The sequence below is a fragment of the Bradyrhizobium sp. T-1 genome (assembly GCF_053592855.1).
This window is the reverse complement of sequence record NZ_CM132115.1, coordinates 2,720,000-2,738,004: the sequence shown is the minus strand read 5'-3', so window position 1 is coordinate 2,738,004 and position 18,005 is coordinate 2,720,000. Positions and strand designations below refer to the sequence as shown.

Here is an 18,005-nt window from a genome sequence, read left to right as displayed (position 1 = left end):
GCTGTGCGTGCTGGCGTCAACTTGCCCCGGGGCCCGCCTTACGACAGCGCCCCCAGCACGCCGCGCGTGGCCTTGTCGATCTCCTCGACATAGCGGCGGCGGGCGAAATTCTCGGTCAGGAAGCCGACGACCTTGCGGCTGTCGGTGGAATCGACCACCGCCAGCATCTCGGCCTCGGCCTCGTCGAACACCGCCATCGCGCTCTTCACGTTCATTTCCGGGATCAGCACGATCTCGGTCAGGCGCGCGAGCTCGATGACCTGGATGTCGTCGGCAATGGTGTCGAGATCGCTGGAGAACAGATCGGGCAGCAGGACCAGGCCGACATATTCGTCAGCATTGTTGACGATGACGATTCCGGGCCGCGATCCCAGTCCGAATTCCCGCCGTGTGGCGGCGATCGTGGTGGTCGACGGCACCTTGCCGACGTCGGAGCGCATCAGCCGCTCGACGGTGAGGTTGCGCAGCCAGCCGACGTCGTTGGCACTGCGGATGGTCTCGCCGCGCAGATGCAGGCGCCAGGTCGAGAAGGAGTGGCCGAACATGAAGCGGACGCAGATCGAGGTGACGATGCAGCCGGCCAGCACCACGGCGGTGACGTCGACATTGCGGGTCATCTCGAGCACGAGAAACGACATGGTCAGGGGACCGCCGACGATGGCGACGCCCAGCGTCGCCATGCCGGTCAGCATCGCCACCAGCGGATCAATCACGAAGCTCGGGCTGATCAGCAGCAGCACCGCCGCAAAGAACTTTCCGATCAGGCTGCCGACGAACAGCGAGGCGAAAAAGAGGCCGCCGCGGAAGCCCGAGGCCAACGAGATCAAACAGGCCGTCACCTTCAGCGCGATGATGATCGCGACCAGGCCGATGGCCATATCGTGAAAGAGATCGAGCACCATGGCGCCGTGGCCGGCCGCGAGCACCTGCGGCGTGACGAGGGCGAAGCCGCCGACGATGAGGCCGCCGATGACCGGACGCAGCCACACCGGCAGCCATTTGAACAGGCGCTCGAACACCGAGGACGAGCGCATCACGGCGATCCCGACGCCGCTGGTGACGAGCGCGAGCCCGATCAGCGCCAGATATTGCTCGACGCCGACGGCGCTGACCTTGGGAATTTCGAGCGAGTAAGGCGCGCCGCCGAGCCATTGCGCGGTGAGCGCGCCGGCAAGCGAGGCCGCCAGGATCGGCGCGGCGCTGCCGACCGAATAGACGCCGACGATCAGCTCGCAGGCGTAGAACGCACCGGTGATCGGCGCGCCGAAGGCCGCCGCGATCGCCGCCGCAGCGCCGCAGCCGACGATCAGGCGCAAATCGTTACGCCGGAGATTGAAGAATTTCCCGAACAGCGAGGCGATGCCCGAGCCGATCTGGGTGTAGCCGGCTTCGAGACCGACCGAGGCGCCGCAGCCGTTCGAGATCAGGGTCTGGCTCGACACCACCACGCTGTCGCGCATCGACAGATTGCCGCCGCGCAGCGCATTGGCCTCGATCGGGTCGACCGCGCTGGAAATCTTCAGCCGTCGCCGCCACCATTCCATGATGCCCAGCGTGAGACCTCCCAGCGCGGGCGCGGTCATCGCCGCCCAGGGACTGATATAGGTGTTGGCCGAGAGGCGGACGTCGATGGGAATGCCGTAGATCACGACATGGGCGATCTGCGCGATCTCGGCCATCAGAGTTACGATCGCGCCAGCCAGTGTGCCGATGACCAGCGCCAGCGGAATCAGGTAGAATTCGTTGCTGCGCAACAGAGCGCGCAGCCGGACCATGGTGCGGTTCGTGCCCTTGCCGTCGACGAAATATCTGATCCGTGCGAACACCGCTTGCGAGCCCTACCCTTCCGACAGGCCGTAACCGGCCATGCGCTGACGGACCCGTTCGATCTCGGCGCTCGAAAGCAGCGGCGGTTTCCCGATCTGGAGGCAGCCGTGATATTGCCGCGCCAGCGTCTCGACCTCGACGGCAAGCCACATCGCCTTGTCGAGCGTCTTGCCGATCGCGATCATGCCGTGATGGTCGAGCAGGCAGGCGAGCCGTCCGACCAGCGCGCGCACCGCATGCTCGGATAGTTCCGCCGTCCCGAAGGTGGCATAGGGCGCGCAGCGGATGCTGTCGCCGCCGGCCGCCGCGATCATGTAATGCACGGGCGGGATGTCCATGCCCATGATCGCCAGGATGGTGCAATAGGTCGGATGGGCGTGAACCACGGCGTCGACGTCGGCGCGCGCCTTCAGGATGTCCAGGTGGAAGCGCCACTCGCTGGACGGCTTCTGATCGGGGGCGTGCGAGCCGTCCATCGCCATGAAGACGATCTGGTCGGGCGTCATGGTGTCATAGGGCAGGCTGGTCGGTGTGATCAGGAGCCCGCCCCCATGCCGCACGCTGATATTGCCTGAGGTGCCCTGGTTGATGCCGAGCGCGTTCATGCGGCGGCAGGCGTCGATGATGGCCTGTCTCTTCTCGAGTTCGTCCGCTGTCATCGACATCTCGATTCATCTCCACCTTCTTGGCGATGGGCGTTTGTTAGACCGGAAGTACGTCAAAGCAATATGGCAGCGCAAGCGAAAGCGGACCTGTTCAGGCGCCGTCTTGCCGGCGCCGTCATGGCACCACGAAATGAACCGTAAAATCAATGGATTAGAAGATTGCCGCAGCCCTATGACAGGCTCGCCCGAACGGCCGCAATCCCGTTGATCACGAATTGCACCGAATAGGCCGCGAGCAGCATGCCGAGCACACGCGAGAGCACGGCATTGCCGGTGCGCCCCAACGTCCGTGCGATCAGGCTCGCCGAGACGAAACAGAGCATGCAGAGCAGGCAGACGGAGAGGACGACGGCGATGATGATCCCGAGCTTCACTCCATAGCCGGCATCGCCCGCCAAGAGCAGCGTGGTCGCGATCGCCCCGGGGCCGGCCATCATGGGGATGGCGAGCGGAAACACGGCGACGTCGGAGGCGTGCTCCGCGGTTGCCTTGTCGGCCTCGCGTGCCTCGCGATGCGGCCGGTCGCCAAAGATCATCTGGTAGGACACGCCAAACAGCAAGAGCCCGCCCGCGATTTGGAACGCCGGAATGCCGATCCCGAGTTGGCGCAGCAGCCAGTTTCCGACCAGCGCGATCACGACCAGGATCGAGGCCGCGATGAAGGGCGCCCGCAGCGCGACCGTCCGCTTGATCTTGTCGGGCATACCCCCGGTCGCGGCCAGAAACGCCGGCGCAAGGCCGACGGGATCGACCACCAGCAGCAGCGTCACGAAGGCGGACAGGGCAAAGTCGAGCATGGGTCGGGCGTCTCGGGTGAGCGTGGTTCTGACGGCCAGCCATAGCGGCTCGCGCGGGCCTTCGCGAGGAACATTTGCTGATCCCGGATCTTGATCGCGTGAGGATTGAGGAAGGGCGTGCCTTCCCGTGTCGCCTCATGAGGAGGATCCATGGCCAAACGAGCAAAGAAACGTGCATCCAAGAAAAAGACCGCATCGCGCCGTCCGCGTCGGGCTCCTAAGATGCTGAGCGATCTGTTTCTGGAAACGCTGAAGGACATTTATTTCGCGGAGAACAAGATCATCAAGACGCTGCCCAAGATGGCCAAGGCTGCGCATTCGAAGGACCTTGCCGCCGCCTTCAACAAGCATCTGCGCGAGACGCAGGGCCAGGTGAGACGGCTCGAGCAGATCTTCAAGATGCTGGACAAGCCCGCGCGCGGCAAGCCGTGCGAGGCGATTAACGGCATCACCGAGGAAGGCGCCGAGATCATGAAGGACTTCAAGAACGCCCCTGCCCTCGACGCCGGCCTGCTCGCCGCGGCGCAGGCCGTCGAGCATTACGAGATCTCGCGCTACGGCACGCTGCGCACCTGGGCCGAGGAGCTCGGCATGCCCGAGGCGGCAAGGCTGCTGCAGGATACGCTGGACGAGGAAGAGGCCACCGACCATATGCTGACCGAGCTCGCGACGTCCGTGATCAACCTTGAAGCGGAGGCCGAGTACCGCGAAGCCGCCTGATCAAGTGCGCCCGCCCAATTGTTGCCTTCGGCGCCGCGGAACCTCTCCGCGGCGTCGATGCGTCTGAGCGCAAGAGGCTCCTCGCGTTGGAGGGGCCAGGCATGCCTGGGACGCACGATGCTGGAATTTGCGGGAACCATCACCATATCCCGGTTTTCCAACCGCAGCGCCTTCCCCGAGTTTTGCCATGCAACCCAAAAATCCCTTCGACTGGATGCTGTCCGAAGCCCTGGACCAGCTGACGCGCGCCGAACGGCTGCGCCAGCAGTTCGGCCGTCAGGAAGCCTGCTGGGAGCCGCCGATCGACGTGCTCGAAACCGAGCATGAGCTTTTGATTCTGGTCGCGCTGCCCGGCGTCAATCCGGACAATGTCGAGACGGTCATCCATGACGGCGTTCTGGTCATCTCCGGCCAGCGCACGCTGCCGCCGGAGCTTCGCAACGCCCGCATCCACCGGCTAGAGCTACCGCAGGGGCGTTTTGAGCGCCGCATTGCATTGCCCCTTGGCCGCTACGCCATCAGCCGCTTCGTGATGGACGGCTGCGTCGCACTGCGCCTCGCCAAATCCTGAGGTCGATCATGGCCACCGAACAGATGAATAACGAACAGACGAATCCAGACGTGAAGATCCCCGAAGACGCACTGATCATCATTCCCGTGCGCGAGATGGTGCTGTTCCCCGGCGCCATCGCGCCGATCGCGATCGCGCGGCCGAAGTCCGTCGCCGCCGCGCAGCAGGCGCTGCGCGAGCAGCGCCCGATCGGCATCGTCCTGCAGCGCAGCCCCGAGATCGACGAGCCTGGCCCGGACGATCTCTACCGGGTCGCGACCATCGCCAACATCGTGCGCTACATCACCGCGCCCGACGGCACCCATCACATCGTCTGCCAGGGCGTGCAGCGCGCGCGCATCCTCGACTTCCTGCCGGGGACGCCGTTCCCGGCTGCGCGCATCCAGCAGATCCCCGAGCCGACCGCGACCTCGCCCGAGATCGAGGCGCGTGCGCTGAACCTGCAGCGCCAAGCCATCGAGGCGATCGAGCTGCTGCCGCAGGCGCCGCCCGAGCTGGTCGCGATGTTCCAGAGCACCACCGCGCCCGGCGCGCTGGCGGATCTGGCGACCTCATTCATGGACATCAAGCCGCAGGACAAGCAGGAGGTGCTGGAGACCATCGACCTCGCCCTGCGCGTCGAGAAGGTGTCGAAGCACCTGGCCGAGCGGCTGGAGGTGCTGCGCATCAGCAATGAAATCGGCCAGAAGACCCGCGCCACGTTCGACGAGCGGCAGCGCGAGGCGATCCTGCGCGAGCAGATGGCGACCATTCAGCGCCAGCTGGGCGAAGGCGACGGCAAAGCCGCCGAGGTCGCCGAGCTGACGGCTGCCATCACCAAGGCCGGCATGCCGCCGGAGGCGGATGCGCATGCCAGGAAAGAGCTGCGCCGCTACGAACGCATGCCGGAAGCCGCCGGCGAGGCCGGCATGGTCCGCACTTATCTCGACTGGCTGATCGAGCTGCCATGGGCGCTGCCCGCGGAGAAGCCGATCGACATCAAGGAAGCGCGGCGCATCCTGGATGCGGATCACTTTGGCCTGGAGAAGATCAAGAGCCGGATCATCGAATATCTGGCGGTGCGCAAGCTGGCGCCGCAGGGCAAGGCTCCGATCCTGTGCTTCGTCGGTCCGCCCGGCGTCGGCAAGACCTCGCTCGGCCAGTCCATCGCGCGTGCGATGGATCGCCCCTTCGTGCGCGTCAGTCTGGGTGGCGTGCATGACGAGGCCGAAATCCGCGGTCACCGGCGCACCTATATCGGCGCGCTGCCCGGCAACATCATCCAGGGCATCAAGAAGGCCGGCAGCCGCAACTGCGTCATGATGCTGGACGAGATCGACAAGATGGGCCGCGGCGTGCAGGGTGATCCCTCTGCCGCCATGCTGGAGGTGCTTGACCCCGAGCAGAACGGAACGTTCCGGGACAATTACCTGGGCGTGCCCTTCGACCTGTCGCGCGTGGTGTTCATCGCGACCGCCAACATGCTGGACCAGATTCCGGGGCCGCTCCTGGACCGCATGGAGCTGATCAGCCTCGCCGGTTACACCGAGGAGGAGAAGCTGGAGATCGCGAAGCGCTATCTGGTGCGGCGGCAGCTGGAGGCCAACGGCCTGACGGCCGAGCAGGCCGAGATCGAGCCGGAGGCGCTGAGACTGGTCGTCAAGGGTTACACCCGCGAGGCCGGCGTGCGTAACCTCGAGCGCGAGATCGGCAAGGTGTTCCGCCATGCCGCGGTGCAAGTCGCCGAGGGCACGGCTGCGAAGGTCGTGGTGACACCGAAGGACATCGCCACCGTGCTCGGCCAGCCGCGTTTCGAAGGCGAGATCGCGCAGCGCACCAGCATTCCTGGCGTGGCCACCGGCCTGGCCTGGACGCCGGTCGGCGGCGACATCCTGTTCATCGAGGCCTCGCGCGTGCCCGGCCGCGGCGGCATGATCCTGACCGGCCAGCTCGGCGACGTCATGCGCGAGAGCGTGCAGGCGGCGATGACGCTGGTGAAGAGCAGAGCCACGCAGCTCGGCATCGATCCCCAGGTGTTCGAGAAGAGCGACATCCACGTTCACGTTCCCGCGGGGGCAACCCCGAAGGACGGCCCGAGCGCGGGCGTGGCGATGTTCACGGCGCTGACGTCACTGCTCACCAACCGCACGGTGCGGAGCGACACGGCGATGACCGGCGAGATCTCGCTACGCGGTTTGGTGCTCCCCGTGGGCGGCATCAAGGAGAAGGTGGTGGCTGCGGCCGCCGCCGGACTGAAGCGGGTGATGCTGCCGGCACGCAACAAGCGGGACTACGACGACATCCCAAAGAGCGCGCGGGACAACCTCGAGTTCATCTGGCTGGAGCGCGTCGACGAGGCCATCGCCGCAGCGCTCGAGCCGGCGGAAGCCCAAGCCGATGCGAACGTCGAAGCGGCGGAGTGAATGCGATGAAGAAACTGCTGGAAGACGCGAAGCGATCGCGGAAGACACAGAAGCTGCGTCAGTTGCTCGATCGCGCCATCGACCGGGTGCGCGATGCACTTGCAGGACCGGAGCCACGGCTTCAACCGATCCCGGTCCGGGTGAAGCGCCGCAAGGGCTGATCCCCTCCGTATCGGCCCCTGCGGTCACTCAAACCAAAAGGCCCCCTCTCATCGAGGGGGCCTTTGCGTTATCAGGCCACAGCGTCCTTGGCGGCCTTGACCGGGCGGGCGCGGACGATCTTCCGGGCCGGCTTGGCCTTGAACATCATCTCTTCACCCGTGAACGGGTTGGTGCCCTTGCGCGCCTTGGTCGCGGGCTTCTTGATGACCACGAACTTGGCGAAGCCCGGCACCAGGAACAGGCCGTTCTTCTTGAGCTCCTTGTGGCCGACGTCGGTCAGCGTCTCCATGACGCTCTTGACGTCGCGCTTGGAGAGCTCGGTGGCGGTCGCAATCTTTTCGATCAACTGCGATTTGGACATTTGGGCTGGCATCGTGTCTCCTCTGATTCGTTGCCGGTTGCATATTAGACCAACCGGCGAAGGCCTATAGCCTTCTGCACAGTTTTGTCGCGGTTTTACGGGCTTTTTTGGCCCCCTGTGGCAAAAACCCCTGCTTTTTAGCGGCTTCCGGAGCGGAAGGCACCTTGAGCAGCGCTTTTTGCCTTGTTTCAAAGGCCCGCAAGCAGCCTTGCTAAAGCTGATTCGATGCTTTCGACAAGCGACGACCGGCCTCTTTGTGAGAGACCGGTCGCTGGAGAAGCGCAGAAATGGGTCACCCCCGCCTCACCGCACGAGGCTTTCGGTCCGATATGCAGCCGGGTCGCCGCTGTCTGTCAGATGCTCGATGGCGAGCTTGAGCGGCGCGCTCATCGGGACTTTGAGATCGACATTGTTCGGTGAAATCGGCGCCAGAAACCATCTGGCATAGATCTTCTGGATCTCTCCGCTGCGATAGACCACCGCCAGCGCATCATCGACCACCTTCTTGAACGCCGGATCGTCGCGCCGGAGCATGATGCCATAAGGCTCGACCGACAGCGCTTCCTCCGAAACAATGTAGGCGCCGGGATTCTCCGAATTGGCCATCCGACTGTAGAGCAGGATGTCGTCCATCACGAAGGCCGCGGCCCGATCGGACTCCAGCATCCGGAACGCTTCTCCGTTGTCCTTGGCAGCCAGAATGGTGAGACCGAGCTGACGCTGGGTGTTGAGCTCACTGATCTGCTTGAGATTGGTGGACCCGATGGTGGACACCACAGTCTTGCCCTTGAGGTCCTCCAAGGTCCGCAAGCTGGCCGCCGCCTTGGCCATGAAACGATTTGCAGCGACGAAATACGAGGTCGAGAACGTCACCACCTTCTGCCGCTCGAGGTTGTTGGTGGTCGTTCCGCATTCGAGGTCGATCGTCCCGCTCAGCACGGACTGGATTCGACCAGACGGAGTGACAGGCACGAGCTTCACATCGAGCTTTTGCAGTCCCAGCTTCGCTTTCACGGCGTCGACCGCCAGATAGCAGAGGTCCATGGCATAGCCGACGACCTTCTCGTTGTTGTCGTAATACGAGAACGGGATCGACGATTCACGATGTCCGATCGCGATCGTGCCGGTGCTCCTGATCTTCTCCAACGTACCGACCAGGTCCTCGGCGGCCGCCACATGGCTCGCAACGCTGAGTGCGGCTATGGCCAGGATAATCTTGATGCGCATCGCTCCATTTCCTTCGTTGGGATCGCCAAATCGCGCCTGCAACAATTGGTCTTCGGCTTGCTCATGCCTTGGCGACCAGCCGCTCCCGGCGAACCGGCCGCCCCACGATCCCAGCATATTGGGTCATCGAGGCCGGCCGTCCGATCAGGAAGCCTTGCGCGAAATCGCAACCGGCATGGGTGAGAACATCAAGCTGAATCTGCGTTTCGACACCCTCGGCGGTGACCGGGAGCTCGAGACCCCGCGCCAGTCCGACGACGCCGCGCAAGACCGCCTTCGATTGTGCGTGGTCCAGGTTCGAAACGAAGCTACGGTCGATCTTGATCATGTCGAACGGGAATGCGTGCAGATAGGATATCGACGAGTAACCCGTACCGAAATCGTCGAGCGCAATGCGCACTCCGAGCGCCTTGAGCCGGCGCAGGATCGAGACCGCGCCAGAGAAATCATCGATCAGGACGCCTTCCGTGATCTCAAGCTCCAGCCGGCCGGCGCTCAATCCAGTCTCGATCAGGATTCCATGGACGAACCGCACGATGTCGTCGTTGCGGAACTGCACCGGTGACAGATTGACGGAAATCTTGAGCGGGTTCGCCCAGGATGCGGCTTCACGGCACGCGGCGCGCAGAATCCATTCGCCCATCGCGACAATCAGCCCGTTCTCCTCGGCAAGCGGGATGAAGGTGCCGGGCGAGATCAAGCCGCGTCGCGGATGCCACCAGCGGACCAGGGCTTCGAAGCCCACAATCTCGCCGCCGACCCGAGCCAGCGGCTGAAAATCCAGCCGCAGTTCATCATTGGCCACCGCGGATTGCAGATCATGCTGCAATTCGCGCTGGTCACGAAGCTGCGTCGCCATGTCCGCCTCGAAGAACCGGATCGCGTTGCGTCCCTCCGACTTGGCGCGGTAAAGCGCGATATCTGCATAGGCCAGAAGTGTCGTCGGATCGTCGCCGTCGGTCGGAGAGCACGCAATGCCGATGCTGATGCCGATCCGCACCTGCCGTCCGGCAATCTCGATATCTCCGACAAGAGCCGTCCGCAGCTGCTCCGCAAGCCGGCCTGCGACTTCGGCCTGGGCCTCGCCAAGCAGCACCGCGATGAACTCGTCGCCGCCAACCCGCGCCAGGAAGGCGTCGCCTGCAACCTGCTTCAGTCGCCGTGTCACCTCACACAACAGCGCATCACCGACCGGGTGGCCATAGAGGTCGTTGATCTCCTTGAAGCGGTCGAGGTCGAGGCACAGAATCGCGAAAGCCCCTCCGGCGCAGATCGTCTCGTGGACCGTCGTCGCCAGATAGTCGGAAAACGACGCGCGGTTGTGCAATCCGGTCAGCGCGTCGTGATGTGCAATGTGCGCGATCCGCCTCTCGGTGCGCTTTCGCTCGGTGATATCCTCGACCGTCTTCACGAAGCCGCCGCCGGGCACTGGGCGGAAGACGATCACCACCGCGCGGCCGTCTGGAAGCTCCGCCACGATGCTCGCCGGTTCGTTGGCCGCAATGATCGCCTTCAGCGCGTCGGCGCCGTCAGCGGGGTACAGCCCCCGCGAAAGCCGATACTCGAACACCTCGTGCAGCGTGATTCCCGGTCTCATGAGCTCGTCGGGAAGGCTGAACATCTTGGCGTAGCGGTCGTTGCAGACGATCAGGCGATGATGGGCGTCGTACATGCAGACGCCTTGCGACTGGTTGTTCAACGTCGCATCGAGCTGGATACTCTGCTTGCGGAAATGCTGCACGACCACGGCTCCGGTGCCACCGATGGCGACGACGAGAACGAGGGTGAGTCCGATCAGAAACCAGGCCTCCGTCCGCCAGCCGGCAAGTGCCGCGGGCACGGTCGTGCTGGTCGTCAGGAAGATGGGGATCTTGACGAGAGATGTCGCCGCAATCAGCCGGTCGGTGCCGTCGCGCGCGTCGAATTCCCGGACGACACCCGCGCCCGATCGGGTCATCTCGGCAAGCCGGCCACGCGAGACGGATTTGTCGACCATGGGGTCGACATACGGATAGCGCGCCAGCGTTACGCCGTCACGGCCGATCAGCGCAATGGATTCGTCTGCGCCGCGAACCAACGTCCGATAGAGCTCCTCGAAATGCCGGGATTTGATTATGCCGACCACAAGCCCGAGAAATTCACCGTCAGCACCCATGAATTTGCGGGCAAGCGGGACGGTCCAGGCTCCGGTACGCGGATCCCTGGTCGGACGGCCGAGCTTCGAACTCAAGGCCGGTGTGGCCTTCAGGGCCTGAAAATAGTCCTGATCGGCGACGTTGAGGCGTGGTGTCGGCCAGGCAACGGACCAATTGATCACCGTCCCGTCGGCGCCGACCAGCATAACAGATTCAATATGCGGAAAGCCGCCGATCTTGTCCTCCAGCATGAGCTGGATGTCGCGGCTCGCCATCGAACGTGCATAGACCTCGTCGGAGACGACGGCGAGGATTTGCATGTGCTCGATCAGATTCGCCTCGATCAGGTCGACGGCCTCGAAGTCGCGCGCCGCCTGCTCGGCCAGCACCGTCGCAGTCGCCAGCAGTTGCTGCTTGCTCTCGGCAAGCGCGTGATCGCGCAGATTGGACAGAATGAGAGCGATGGTGCACACGACGAGCGCGATCAGAAACGCGCCGCACAGCATCAGCAGGGCAACGGGCCGCGTCGCGCCGATCCGGCGGATCGGCTGGGCTCCCCCCTCCGGCACCGGCATCGCCAACCTGTCTTTGAGTGCGCGAACAGCCCGAGGCATCAGGAAACACAATTCCCAGAACGACCCATCCCACGGAGCGTAGGGCTTCGAGTATGTCGAATCCGGTTAAAACCGGCGCATGCCAACGATCGAACGTCGGTCAAGGTTACCTGTGCGTTTCATCATCTCGGATGATGTGGAGAAACACGTTCCTCTTCCCGCAGATCTACGGAGATCGATGCCTATGGAATGGGCAAGACAAATCGCCCGGCCAGGGGCGCGGCCACGGGCGCCCCATCGCATCCCGAACCGACGACCGCGGAACCCGAATCCCTTTCCGCGCGCGCAGCCGGCTAGATCCGCTCGATGATGATAGCCGGCGCCATGCCGCCGGCCGCGCACATCGTGACGAGACCGCGCTTGAGGTCGCGGCGCTCGAGTTCGTCGAGCACGGTGCCGATCAGGATCGAGCCGGTCGCGCCGATGGGATGGCCGAGCGCGATCGAGCCGCCATTGACGTTGACCTTGGCACGGTCGAGCTTGAGATCGCGGATGTATTTTTCCGCAACCACCGCAAAGGCCTCGTTGATCTCGAATAGGTCGATGTCGTCGATGGTCAGCCCGGCCTTCGCCAGCACCTTGCGCGTCGCCGGCACCGGCGCGTTCAGCATCAGGGTCGGCGAGTCCCCCATGTTCGCCATCGCTACTACGCGGGCGCGGGCTTTAAGGCCGTGCGCCTTGGCGTAGGACGGCGAGGCCAGCAGGATCGCGGCGGCGCCGTCAACGACGCCGGACGAATTGCCGGCGTGGTGCACGAAGTTGATGTCGAGATCAGGATATTTCTGCAGGATGAGGCCGCGATAGGTCGTACCCTTGTCGTCCAGCGCATAGTCGGCGATCGCGGGAAACGCGGGCTTCAGGCTGCTGAGGCCTTCCATCGTGGTCTGCGGCCGCGGATATTCTTCGTGGTCGAGCGCGAGGCTGCCGTCCTCGCGACGAACGGGCACAAGGCTCTTCTTGAAGTGACCGCCGGCAATCGCCTGCGCGGCGCGCTTCTGGCTTTCCAGCCCGAGCGCATCGACATCCTGCCGCGTGATGCCTTCCAGCGTCGCGATCGCATCGGCGCAAACGCCCTGATGCGATTGCGGATGCCGCGCGCGCAGTCGGAGATTGCCGCTATCCATCATCATCGGACCGCCGCCGCGGCGCCCCTCCATCGACATCATCTCGCAGCCGCCGGCGATGACGAGATCTTCCGCGCCTGCCATGATCGAGCTTGCAGCCATGTTGACGCTGGTGATGCCGGAACCGCAGAACCGATCCAGCGTCACGGCGCTGGCGCGCACGTCGTAGCCGGCATCGAGCGCCGACATGCGGCCGAGATCGCCACTTTGCGTTGCAACCTGCGCGCTGCAGCCCCAGACGATGTCGTCGACGTCGGCGGTGTTGATGCCGGTGCGATCGGCGAGCGCGCGCAGCACCGTTGCGCCGAGCTGCTGCGGATGAATGCCGGAGAGCGCTCCCTTGCCGGCCTTGCCGACGCCCCGCGGGGTGCGGCAGGCATCGATGATCAGCGCATCGGTCATGGGCGTTGTCCTCTTGTCATGGGCGTTGAGGCGGTTTTGAATCACGGGGAGATCGGAGTCAATGCGGGGTGTTACGCCTCTGGTCCGGATTTTCCGCTGTGCGAAAGCTTCCGCGACGTCATGCCGGGCATGACGACTTCGAGGGTTCTACGCGAGAGAACCCATCACGCCCCAGCCGCGTTCTTCGCGATCACGTTTCGGTAAAAGCTCGCGCTGAGTTTTGGGGTACGCACCTGCGTGTCGAAATTGACGTGATAGAGCCCAAAGCGCTTGTTGAGCCCGTACACCCATTCGAAATTGTCCATCAGGCTCCAGAGGAAATAGCCGCGCACCGGCACGCCCTCCGCGGTGGCGCGCTGGAGCTGGGCGAGATAATTGCGCAAGTACATGATGCGGTCTGTATCGTAGATCTTGCCGTCTTGCGTCACCTGATCGTCGCCGGAGGCACCGTTCTCGCTGATATAGATCGCGTTCGTCTTCCAGATTTTGGCCGCGAGCTTCGGCACCCAGTAAATCGTTTCGGGGCCCACGCGCAGCCAGTCCGAATTCATGTGCGGGAACGATTTCGGGATCGGCAGCGGCATGAATCCCGCGCCCTGGTCGGACGCAACGATGTAGTGCTGCGGCGAATAGATGTTGAGGCCGACGAAATCGACCGGCGAGGAGATGATCTTCAGGTCCGCCTCGGTATATTTCGGCGCGTCGGCTCCGGCATATTTCAGGAATGCGTCGGTGTAGCGGCCGGTCATGATGACGTTGAGGTAGCCGGCATTCAGCTCGCGCAGCGCGATCTCGGCGGCACGGACGTTCTCAGGCGTATCGATCGCGGGGATGCAGGCATCGATATTCTCGGCGGGACCGACACGCGTGCCGCGGCGGCCATGGGCGCGCAGCGCCTGTACCGCAAGTCCATGGGCGAGCGCGCTGTTGTGCCGGATCTGGTTTACCTCGGCTTGCGGCAAGGTCAGGCCCGGCGCATCGATGCCGATACCGTAGCCGAAATAGACGAAGCGGCCACTCTCGTTCAGCGTGAAAACGTTTTTGACGCGATCGGTCAGGTGCTCGGCGACATAGGCCGCATAGTCGCCGAAGATCTTGCAGGTCTCGGTCGAACGCCAGCCGCCGAAGCGATCCTGCAGCGATTGCGGCAGGTCCCAATGATAGAGCGTGAGCCATGGCTCGATGCCATTCTTCAGGAGCTCATCGACCAGGCGATTGTAGAAGTCGAGGCCTTTTGGGTTCGGCTTGCCGTCGCCGTCCGGAAACACCCGCGGCCAGGCCACCGAGAAGCGATAGGCCTTGCAGCCGAGCTCCCTGACGAGCGCGATGTCCTCCTTGTAGCGATGATAATGCTCATTGGCGTGGTCGCCGGTGGTGCCGTCCTCGATCTTGCCGGGGATGCGCACGAACTTGTCCCAGATCGAGGCCCCTCGTCCGTCCTCATTGACCGCGCCCTCCACCTGGTAGGACGAGGTCGCCGTGCCCCAGACGAAGTTTTGCGGAAACCCGCCGCTATCGCGCGGGGCCGCGGCCGGCTTGGCCTCGACTGATGACGCGGGACTGGCCATTCCGGCTGCGGAAAGCCCCGCCAATTTCGCGAACTGGCGGCGCGAGACCTCATCCGGCATTTCATCTTCTCCAAATGCAGCTGTGTCGAGCCGGCACAATGACCAGTCCCGGCCGATTTGAGAAGACGGCTTCGCCATGAAGTCGTGACGTGGCGGCTGGCGGGACCAATTGACCTGCATTAGCATGCCTCCAAACAGGGTATGCGATGTCGCGGCTGGTCGATCGAATTTACGAATGCGCCTTTGTGCCTGACCTTTGGCCGGAGATTCTGGCGGAACTGGTGCAACTCGGCGGCGCACTGTCCGGCTGGTTGTGTATCTCGAACGGAAACGTGCTGCGATGGTCCGCCTCAAGCGAGGAAGCACGCGCCGATCTGCGACCCTTGATGGAGAGCGGATGGATTCCGCGGTCGGAACGCTTCAACCGGCTGCTGCGCGCGAAGCAGACCGGCTTCATACCGGACAGCACCCTCTATACGCCGGAAGAAATGCGCAATGATCCGGCCTACAGGGACATGTTGCACCCGCGCGGCATGGGATGGGCCTCGGCGACCGCTATAGCGTTGCCGACAGGCGACGACATGGTGATCGCGCTGGAGCGGGCCTACGATCAAGGATCGGCGTCGTCAGCGGTGCTTGGCACCCTCAACGAGGTGCACTCCCATCTGGCCAGGGCCTCCTTTGTCGCGGCCCGCCTGCAGTTGGAGCGAGCCCGGGCCGCAACACAAGCACTCGCCCTGCTCGGCATTCCCGCACTGGTATTCACGGATAACGGAAAAGTCCTCGGTGCGAACCAGTTGATCGAGACCTTGAGCGGCTTCATCTCGTGGCGGGCGAACGACCGCATCGCGCTAAAGGACGCCCACGCCGACGCGCTGCTGCGCGACGCCATCGCGACGGTGAATGACGATGACGCTCCGAATGTGCGGTCGTTTCCCGTCCGCGATGCGGACGCCGCGATGATTGCGCATCTCGTGCCGATCCGCGGCTCGGCGCGCGACGTCTTTTTCCGCTGCGCTGCCATGTTGATGTTGACGCCGGTGACCAGGCCGGAGGCGCCGCCGGTCGACCTGATACGATCCCTTTTCGATCTCACCCCCGCCGAGGCGCGCGTCGCCCGCGGCCTGGCTGCCGGTCAGACCGTGAAGGGCATCGCTGCGGAAAGCGGCACCTCCGAGAATACCGTCCGCTCACACGTGAAAGTCGTTCTGACAAAGGTCGGCTATACCAGGCAGTCCGACGTGGTCGCGTTGCTGAATGGGCTCCGGCCGCCCGGGCCCGTAGACGACGCCTGACGCCTGCGCGGTCGGTCGCACGGCGCAAACTCCGCATCATCACCGTCGGCGCGGCGAGCGGGCTCGATGGCCTGGCGCAAGAAAATCATCGCCATCTCACCAATCTTGATGAGGCGGGCCCGTCCCGCGGGCCGTAAATGTTGGCTTCTTCGCGGAAGACGAAAGACAGGATGTCCAGCGATTTGGAGCACGCAATGATCGCCTTGGTGCGGAGATTCTCGCTTCCTTTTGAAGTCAAGGACGACGCTGACGCTCTTGAAACGCTGGCGATAGTCTCCGGCGCCGGCCTGTTGGCATCACTCCTTCTATTGCTCAATGGAGTCGATCTCGGAGCTGGCTTTCTCTGACTTCATCCTAGCTCGAATTTCTGATGTTCGTCCTTTAAGCTGCGGTTCTCGGATTTGATGCAATGTTTGTCACGATTGTCGCCGTGCTTTGCCATTTTTCAGGTCATGACTGCACCGAAGTTGCCATTACAAATTCGAACCTCGACACCCGCCTCACCTTTCAGGGCTGCCTCACCGGCGGCCAGGCAGGACTCGCTCAATGGAAGAGCGCTCACCCGATCTACCGATCCGACGACTGGCACATCGCGCGTTTCAAATGTGTGCCCGGGCTGTACGTCGCAAAGGCCAGGATCTGATCCGAAGGACCGCTGCGACGCCTCCTGCGCTCAGCGCGGGCGTTTCGGCAGTTTTGGAAGCTTGCCGGGATCGAACGCCGGGACCACCCCTGTCTGTTCAGTTGCCGCCGCCGGCTGTTCCGTCAGAATGAGTGTTCCCTGGAGGACGACGCCCCGCGCTTGCCCGGCCGTCGCCGTGTAGGTCGCGATCTTGCCGGGGCACGTCCCCTCGATCTCCAGCGTGAGCTCATCATAGACGCCGAAGACGGTGACACGCCCCTCGGTATGACGCTTCGTCAGCACGGTCGCCGTGAAGCGATCGCCGTCCACCTTGCAGGCGCCGTGATACGTCATCAGGCTGTCGCGGCCCCAGATCTGGCCGTCTGCGACATGGACGATGCCGGTGCCCTCATCGAGCGGCGTCTTGTACCACGCCGCGTAGGTACCGTCCTTCAGCATGGGAGCAGTCTCCCCTGAAATTCCCGCTCAAATCCCGCCCGATCGGAGCTAAGAAACCATTAATCGCGCAGTCCGTGTCAATCCGGGTCTGCCGTTCATGCCGGGGATAGGCGATGGTCATTTTCGCCCATGATCCGCAAAAAGCCGCCCCGTCGGGGCGGCTTTTTCTGGGCACTTCTCGGACGCCTCTGGGACCTTTGTCCGATTGGTCAGCACCAGACGACGGCGCTGCTGCGCGTCGCCTGATGACGCCGGCGATAGGCCATCAAGCCCATGCCGGCAAACCCCAGAACCATCATCGCCCAGGTCGAAAGCTCCGGGACGGATGACGCAAGCTGCGTGATCACGACGACATAGGCGCCGCTGTTGTCGCTGAAGACGTCGTCGTGCACACCGAAATAGAGCTGGGTCGGACCTGACGCTCCCGTATTCAGCTCGAATGTATAGATTCCTGTCGGATTGAAAGCCGGCACACTGCCGACGAGATAGTTCTCGGCTTCGAACAAGCCGGAGCCGGATGTGCTAAATCCCAAATTCCAGAAATGAAAGTCGGCCGGTCCCGTCGGCGGGGCATTCAGAGTGTAGAAGGCGTCGCTATAAAGATTGGCTAGCGCCTGACCCAAACCCGCGACCGTGATGGACACCGTACCGCTGTACTTGCCCACGCTCGCAACGCCATCCGGCAAGTCGAAGGGAGCGTAGACGATCTCGCTGGCGACAGCCGGCGATACCATCGAGCAAATCATCGTCAGTCCCACGATCGCGTTGCGCAGCTTGGACGTCATCTCGATCCCTCCGTGTTTCGAACACGGACCTGAGCTTCGAGTGCGGCGGGTGGAAACACATCTGACGTACGTCGTAGGCCCGGGAAAATTCTGCAGCTGCGGAAGCCTTGCTGACGCAAGTCGACGGTGCATGCGACCCGGAAACGCCGTCCGCTCAACCGGCGCTCGATCCCCCGGCGGAAAGCCAGCGAGGCGAGCAGCGTGGTCGACTTTGCAGGAACGTCGCCTTCCGGTTGCACCCCCGGCGGGCTTTTGCTACGCTGAGGTAC

At 63.6% G+C, this 18,005-nt stretch carries 16 protein-coding genes and 1 pseudogene; 7 read left to right on the top strand and 10 right to left on the bottom strand.

Annotation, left to right across the window (positions count from 1 at the left end; genetic code table 11):
* Positions 1-38: 38 nt before the first annotated feature.
* The 3 genes from ACWAT4_RS13105 to ACWAT4_RS13095 all read right to left on the bottom strand — a co-directional run bounded on the left by ACWAT4_RS13105 (position 39) and on the right by ACWAT4_RS13095 (position 3,289).
* Positions 39-1,826: a chloride channel protein gene (locus ACWAT4_RS13105; RefSeq protein WP_212301428.1), complete on the bottom strand. Its 1,788-nt coding sequence runs from the start codon at positions 1,824-1,826 to the stop codon at positions 39-41.
* A 12-nt stretch (positions 1,827-1,838) separates the two neighbouring features.
* Entirely contained in the window at positions 1,839-2,492 is a 654-nt protein-coding gene (locus ACWAT4_RS13100) for an L-fuculose-phosphate aldolase (protein WP_212301429.1), read from the bottom strand.
* 170 nt (positions 2,493-2,662) lie between these two features.
* Positions 2,663-3,289: a MarC family protein gene (locus ACWAT4_RS13095; protein ID WP_212301430.1), complete on the bottom strand. Its 627-nt coding sequence runs from the start codon at positions 3,287-3,289 to the stop codon at positions 2,663-2,665.
* Between the two features lie 150 nt (positions 3,290-3,439).
* Here ACWAT4_RS13095 and ACWAT4_RS13090 point away from each other — a divergent pair, with 150 nt between their 5' ends.
* The 4 genes from ACWAT4_RS13090 (at position 3,440) to ACWAT4_RS13075 (ending at position 7,143) form a co-directional block, all read left to right on the top strand.
* The gene (locus tag ACWAT4_RS13090; protein ID WP_212301431.1) at positions 3,440-4,009 is read left to right on the top strand and encodes a YciE/YciF ferroxidase family protein; all 570 of its coding nucleotides are present in this window, start codon (positions 3,440-3,442) and stop codon (positions 4,007-4,009) included.
* A gap of 187 nt (positions 4,010-4,196) precedes the next feature.
* Entirely contained in the window at positions 4,197-4,580 is a 384-nt protein-coding gene (locus ACWAT4_RS13085) for an Hsp20/alpha crystallin family protein (protein ID WP_063698631.1), read from the top strand.
* 8 nt (positions 4,581-4,588) lie between these two features.
* On the top strand, positions 4,589-6,982 hold the full coding sequence (gene lon, locus ACWAT4_RS13080; RefSeq protein WP_449730711.1) for an endopeptidase La: 2,394 nt from the start codon (positions 4,589-4,591) through the stop codon (positions 6,980-6,982).
* A gap of 5 nt (positions 6,983-6,987) precedes the next feature.
* On the top strand, positions 6,988-7,143 hold the full coding sequence (locus tag ACWAT4_RS13075) for a hypothetical protein (protein WP_162848670.1): 156 nt from the start codon (positions 6,988-6,990) through the stop codon (positions 7,141-7,143).
* 71 nt (positions 7,144-7,214) lie between these two features.
* On the opposite strand, the gene ACWAT4_RS13070 is transcribed toward ACWAT4_RS13075, so the two are convergent.
* The 5 genes from ACWAT4_RS13070 to ACWAT4_RS13050 all read right to left on the bottom strand — a co-directional run bounded on the left by ACWAT4_RS13070 (position 7,215) and on the right by ACWAT4_RS13050 (position 14,635).
* Positions 7,215-7,517, bottom strand: a complete 303-nt coding sequence (locus tag ACWAT4_RS13070; protein ID WP_008139488.1) for an HU family DNA-binding protein — start codon at positions 7,515-7,517, stop codon at positions 7,215-7,217.
* Positions 7,518-7,808: 291 nt separating this feature from the next.
* Complete coding sequence (locus ACWAT4_RS13065) at positions 7,809-8,732, bottom strand: amino acid ABC transporter substrate-binding protein (protein WP_449730710.1); 924 nt, start codon at positions 8,730-8,732, stop codon at positions 7,809-7,811.
* A 61-nt stretch (positions 8,733-8,793) separates the two neighbouring features.
* Positions 8,794-11,442 (bottom strand): bifunctional diguanylate cyclase/phosphodiesterase, encoded by a 2,649-nt coding sequence (locus ACWAT4_RS13060; protein WP_449730709.1) that lies wholly within the window; start codon positions 11,440-11,442, stop codon positions 8,794-8,796.
* 332 nt (positions 11,443-11,774) lie between these two features.
* Entirely contained in the window at positions 11,775-13,007 is a 1,233-nt protein-coding gene (locus tag ACWAT4_RS13055) for an acetyl-CoA C-acetyltransferase (protein WP_449730708.1), read from the bottom strand.
* 164 nt (positions 13,008-13,171) lie between these two features.
* Positions 13,172-14,635, bottom strand: coding sequence for a GH1 family beta-glucosidase (locus ACWAT4_RS13050; protein ID WP_449730707.1), 1,464 nt, complete (start codon positions 14,633-14,635; stop codon positions 13,172-13,174).
* A 146-nt stretch (positions 14,636-14,781) separates the two neighbouring features.
* Between ACWAT4_RS13050 and ACWAT4_RS13045 the strand changes: the two genes are divergently transcribed.
* The 3 genes from ACWAT4_RS13045 (at position 14,782) to ACWAT4_RS13035 (ending at position 16,513) form a co-directional block, all read left to right on the top strand.
* Positions 14,782-15,870: a helix-turn-helix transcriptional regulator gene (locus tag ACWAT4_RS13045; RefSeq protein WP_449730706.1), complete on the top strand. Its 1,089-nt coding sequence runs from the start codon at positions 14,782-14,784 to the stop codon at positions 15,868-15,870.
* 170 nt (positions 15,871-16,040) lie between these two features.
* Positions 16,041-16,217 (top strand): hypothetical protein, encoded by a 177-nt coding sequence (locus ACWAT4_RS13040; RefSeq protein WP_449730705.1) that lies wholly within the window; start codon positions 16,041-16,043, stop codon positions 16,215-16,217.
* 62 nt (positions 16,218-16,279) lie between these two features.
* Positions 16,280-16,513 (top strand): hypothetical protein, encoded by a 234-nt coding sequence (locus tag ACWAT4_RS13035; protein ID WP_212301440.1) that lies wholly within the window; start codon positions 16,280-16,282, stop codon positions 16,511-16,513.
* A gap of 30 nt (positions 16,514-16,543) precedes the next feature.
* On the opposite strand, the gene ACWAT4_RS13030 is transcribed toward ACWAT4_RS13035, so the two are convergent.
* Together ACWAT4_RS13030 and ACWAT4_RS13025 are read right to left on the bottom strand one after the other, a co-directional pair.
* Entirely contained in the window at positions 16,544-16,951 is a 408-nt protein-coding gene (locus ACWAT4_RS13030; RefSeq protein ID WP_449730704.1) for a hypothetical protein, read from the bottom strand.
* A 209-nt stretch (positions 16,952-17,160) separates the two neighbouring features.
* A pseudogene (locus tag ACWAT4_RS13025) lies at positions 17,161-17,283 on the bottom strand (choice-of-anchor K domain-containing PEP-CTERM protein); the annotation flags it as partial.
* Between the last annotated feature and the right edge of the window lie 722 nt (positions 17,284-18,005).

Bases quoted from the DNA above. Each gene is read 5' to 3' on its own strand.
- ACWAT4_RS13100 (WP_212301429.1), bottom strand. From the start codon at position 2,492: ATGTCGATGACAGCGGACGAACTCGAGAAGAGACAGGCCATCATCGAC.
- ACWAT4_RS13095 (WP_212301430.1), bottom strand. From the start codon at position 3,289: ATGCTCGACTTTGCCCTGTCCGCCTTCGTGACGCTGCTGCTGGTGGTC.
- ACWAT4_RS13090 (WP_212301431.1), top strand. From the start codon at position 3,440: ATGGCCAAACGAGCAAAGAAACGTGCATCCAAGAAAAAGACCGCATCG.
- ACWAT4_RS13085 (WP_063698631.1), top strand. From the start codon at position 4,197: ATGCAACCCAAAAATCCCTTCGACTGGATGCTGTCCGAAGCCCTGGAC.
- lon (WP_449730711.1), top strand. From the start codon at position 4,589: ATGGCCACCGAACAGATGAATAACGAACAGACGAATCCAGACGTGAAG.
- ACWAT4_RS13075 (WP_162848670.1), top strand. From the start codon at position 6,988: ATGAAGAAACTGCTGGAAGACGCGAAGCGATCGCGGAAGACACAGAAG.
- ACWAT4_RS13070 (WP_008139488.1), bottom strand. From the start codon at position 7,517: ATGCCAGCCCAAATGTCCAAATCGCAGTTGATCGAAAAGATTGCGACC.
- ACWAT4_RS13065 (WP_449730710.1), bottom strand. From the start codon at position 8,732: ATGCGCATCAAGATTATCCTGGCCATAGCCGCACTCAGCGTTGCGAGC.
- ACWAT4_RS13060 (WP_449730709.1), bottom strand. From the start codon at position 11,442: ATGCCGGTGCCGGAGGGGGGAGCCCAGCCGATCCGCCGGATCGGCGCG.
- ACWAT4_RS13055 (WP_449730708.1), bottom strand. From the start codon at position 13,007: ATGACCGATGCGCTGATCATCGATGCCTGCCGCACCCCGCGGGGCGTC.
- ACWAT4_RS13050 (WP_449730707.1), bottom strand. From the start codon at position 14,635: ATGCCGGATGAGGTCTCGCGCCGCCAGTTCGCGAAATTGGCGGGGCTT.
- ACWAT4_RS13045 (WP_449730706.1), top strand. From the start codon at position 14,782: ATGTCGCGGCTGGTCGATCGAATTTACGAATGCGCCTTTGTGCCTGAC.
- ACWAT4_RS13040 (WP_449730705.1), top strand. From the start codon at position 16,041: ATGTCCAGCGATTTGGAGCACGCAATGATCGCCTTGGTGCGGAGATTC.
- ACWAT4_RS13035 (WP_212301440.1), top strand. From the start codon at position 16,280: ATGTTTGTCACGATTGTCGCCGTGCTTTGCCATTTTTCAGGTCATGAC.
- ACWAT4_RS13030 (WP_449730704.1), bottom strand. From the start codon at position 16,951: ATGCTGAAGGACGGTACCTACGCGGCGTGGTACAAGACGCCGCTCGAT.